The organism is Candidatus Rhabdochlamydia sp. W815 (assembly GCF_018642185.1).
In the GTDB taxonomy this organism is placed as follows: Bacteria; Chlamydiota; Chlamydiia; order Chlamydiales; family Rhabdochlamydiaceae; genus Rhabdochlamydia; species Rhabdochlamydia oedothoracis.
Window position 1 is genome coordinate 1 of sequence record NZ_JAAVTY010000148.1, and the last position, 2,870, is coordinate 2,870.

3 protein-coding genes are annotated in these 2,870 nt (G+C 35.8%); all 3 read right to left on the reverse strand.

What is annotated here, in order from left to right:
• Positions 1-183: 183 nt before the first annotated feature.
• Entirely contained in the window at positions 184-1,443 is a 1,260-nt protein-coding gene (locus RHOW815_RS07635; RefSeq protein WP_215217717.1) for a hypothetical protein, read from the reverse strand.
• A 309-nt stretch (positions 1,444-1,752) separates the two neighbouring features.
• Positions 1,753-2,544 carry a hypothetical protein gene (locus RHOW815_RS07640; RefSeq protein ID WP_215217718.1) on the reverse strand — a complete coding sequence of 264 codons (792 nt, stop codon included), beginning with the start codon at positions 2,542-2,544 and terminating at the stop codon, positions 1,753-1,755.
• Positions 2,545-2,613: 69 nt separating this feature from the next.
• Positions 2,614-2,870, reverse strand: a 257-nt coding sequence (locus RHOW815_RS09440) for a transposase (protein ID WP_251368221.1), incomplete at its 5' end; no start/stop codon positions are given.

Below are 2,870 nucleotides of genomic sequence, written 5' to 3' on the forward strand. Positions count from 1 at the left end.
GTTTGATTGTTAAAAATCACAATAGAGATTCTTTCATCGCCTGCCTATTCTTTTTTTAATTCTTCTGTGCACTTCAAACTTGAAAAGACTCATCTTAGCACAAATGAAAGATGAAACGAAATTAAATAGGAAGATTTTTTTGATGAAGAAAAAAGCCCTGCAGTTAACAGGGCTTTTAAAGATTTAAAAACCGTAGATTACTTCTACTTCTACTTGCCTAAAACGACAATAGGGACCGATATGCTTATTCAACTTAATGGACTGCATCCAGCTAAGCTGAATATCAATCTGATTGGTAAATAAGTAATCAAAGGTTATTTGATATCCTTGATAATTTACATTACCGCCTGCTGTCTTTATAGTGTTAAGACCACCTTTGCCATCTAGTTTTACAGTATAAAATCCAATAGAAGATGCATTTCCTGTACCAATTCCCGATACATCAAAATCAGGTACGCATTGTGCAGCAAGAAGCTGTCCATTAATATCAAAAGCCCAGTCGCCTTTTTTCTTAAGCTCTCCCATGGAAACCCCTAAGTAAGCACCCCAATTCGCTTTTTGATTATCTGTAATCGGCAATTTTCGTGCTTTGTGATTGTATAAACCAGCTAAATAGATTTGTACTGGTTTCTTCGAACAAAAGGCATTAAAGCGATACCCAAGAATTAATTGAGAAACAATAAAATCAAAACGTTGTTTATCAATAGAGTCGGTAAATTTCTTTGTATCCCAATCAATAACGGAATATTTGGTATAAAAACCGGTTTTAAAAAGATTGAGAAGACCAATTTCTCCTACATAACCAAACTGTTCTTTCCATTCATTAACAAGAAAAATACCTGCATGTAAGTAAGCGCTTCCAATGGGATCGATATTATGACCATACTTAAAACACACACCATCAAAAAACGAGTTAAACTCTACCTTTGAATCAAGCATAGAAGACATACGGCGGCGTCCTAACTCGACATCTAAACCCCAATTGCTTCGATCAAAAATACGATAACCCCAGATAGCTCTTTCTAACTTTAGCTTATTTAAAGTTCCGCTTATAATTCCTGCTTCGTTGTCGAATTCTAACTTAACGGCTGCCCATGAACGATCTGTTCGATAGTCAAACATCAAATTCACTTCAATATCAAAACCATTAGAGGGAATAGGTAGACCATCGCTACCAAATACTACTCCATTAGGTCCTCTTTGATTCACACCATTTGCAGTTTCATGAGTATGTTGAAATTCTGTACGAACCTCTCCACTAATGGATAAAGATCCACCTGACTCTTTAATAGTCACTTGGCGTTTTGTATTAATCCAATCACGCAATGCACCAATGTCTCTTTGATCAAGATCATCTGCTTCGTCAATTGTTGCTGCCATTGCAGAAGAAGCAACAAATACGGTGCTTAAAAGGAATAAGCAGCGTTTCAAATCTACTTTCATTATTAGCTCCAGATTAATTTTTTATACGGGGGCAAAATATTTAAGAAATTACTAGAGAAGATCTCAAAAATACCCAACACTAAGATCAACTGATTAATAGAAAAAATTAAAAACAATCTCAAGATTTTATAAAGGAAATCTTTCTTTATTTCAAAGAAAATAGAAGCAACACCGTTAAAAATTTCTATTGCTGAGAAGTTCATGAATGATAAGAGATCACTCATGAGATTTAAGAAAAAATGATATCGCTCAAAAGTATTTTTGAATAGTATTTTCTTTAAAAAATATCCTGCAGGCAAAGTCTTTCTATTAAAAACTCAAATCTGCACTTAGCGTAAATGCTTTTTCATTAAAGAAACGTGCTTCAAAATTACAATCAAACCCACGTTGATTTGTGAGACCACAACCTAAAACCAAGCCAAATAGGTGCTGACTTTTAAAAGAAAAATACCCTCTGGGAAAGACAGGAATTGAGGGAAGATGCCTGATTTTTCCTTGAAAATCTGCACATTGTAGAGCGATATAAGGGATCAAGTAAGAAAAGCGATGATAGAGTCCCATACTCACCTGCCATTCGTAACAAAACATTGTTGTTTTTTGCGGAAGATGCGATTCTTGATCTACTAAAATGGCATAAAGATCAGGACGCACAGCTCTATAGCTTGCGGCAAGTCCCACTTGCGTGTCTCCCCAATAAACTAGAATAGCTCTTCCACCACCGCCCCATGCAAAATAGCTATGGGACTTATAAGAGATATCAGGACCTTGAGGATAAAGGCGCTGCGTAAACTCTGCATGCATTTTTCCCAGTTCAAAATAAAGATCCAAACGCTGATTGATAGATGCTGTAAATGTCCCAAAATTACTGGTTAGCTTTGCCTTAGGCATGTTTTTAACCTGCAGAGCATTTTGACGCAGAACCTTAAGCTTACGATTCTGAACATGATCATACTCATAACCCATCTTGATCCTAAGCCAAGACTGTTTCGATAAAAAAAGTCCTTCTTCAGGAATACCAGGTGAGCCGGGGTTGAATGTATACAGACCAAAGCCACTATTACAAATGAGTAGTGCACTTAAAAATAGATAATTTTTTTGCATAATCTTAAATTATCTAGTGTATGATGCAAAGAATGCAAGATCAAAAAAATGTTCTATACTAGTGCCGATTCAAACGGCTAGCTTAATGGGATTTAAGTCAACGACTTGAAACTTGTCGTTTATCCTACATTTCAAAATATCTGTTATTTTCGGTATCTCTTCTAAGAAGAATCCTCTAATTGCCTGAAAAAAAGTCACCGACGTTTCGTAATATCGATTGTATACCGTCTTTTCCTTTAAGATCTTCCACAAGCGTTCAATAGGATTCAAATTCGGCGAATAAGGAGGGAGATAGTGCACTTTAATCCTAGAAGACATCAGAAACT

Coding starts and splice junctions, on each gene's coding strand:
- RHOW815_RS07635 (WP_215217717.1), bottom strand. CDS start 1,443: ATGAAAGTAGATTTGAAACGCTGCTTATTCCTTTTAAGCACCGTATTT.
- RHOW815_RS07640 (WP_215217718.1), bottom strand. CDS start 2,544: ATGCAAAAAAATTATCTATTTTTAAGTGCACTACTCATTTGTAATAGT.